This is a genomic window from Pseudomonas leptonychotis, assembly GCF_004920405.1.
Lineage (GTDB): Bacteria > Pseudomonadota > Gammaproteobacteria > Pseudomonadales > Pseudomonadaceae > Aquipseudomonas > Aquipseudomonas leptonychotis.
In genome coordinates this window covers 1-235 of the sequence record NZ_RFLV01000021.1, presented here as the reverse complement: position 1 = coordinate 235, position 235 = coordinate 1, and the positions used below count along the sequence as shown (strand labels likewise).

General features: G+C 63.0%; 1 protein-coding gene. It reads right to left on the bottom strand.

What is annotated here, in order from left to right; genetic code table 11:
• Positions 1-235, bottom strand: a 235-nt coding sequence (locus D8779_RS20595) for a hypothetical protein (protein WP_205895865.1), incomplete at both ends; no start/stop codon positions are given.

Genomic DNA, 235 nt, shown 5'->3' with positions numbered 1-235 from the left:
GCCGAGGCAACACCATCGGCATAGGCGCCGCCCAGGCTCGCCAGGCTTTCATCGACAAATACACGACCCAGCCCTTCGGACTGCTCACTGAGCTGTGCACGAGGGCCGTCATCTTCAAAGCTAAAGGCACCGGCGGCGCCCAGGTCAATCGAGACACTGTCGCTGTCGCCATCACCGTCGGTGACGGTCTGGGTCAGCAGCAGTGCGCCCTCAGCCAAGCTCAGCAACTGGCTGT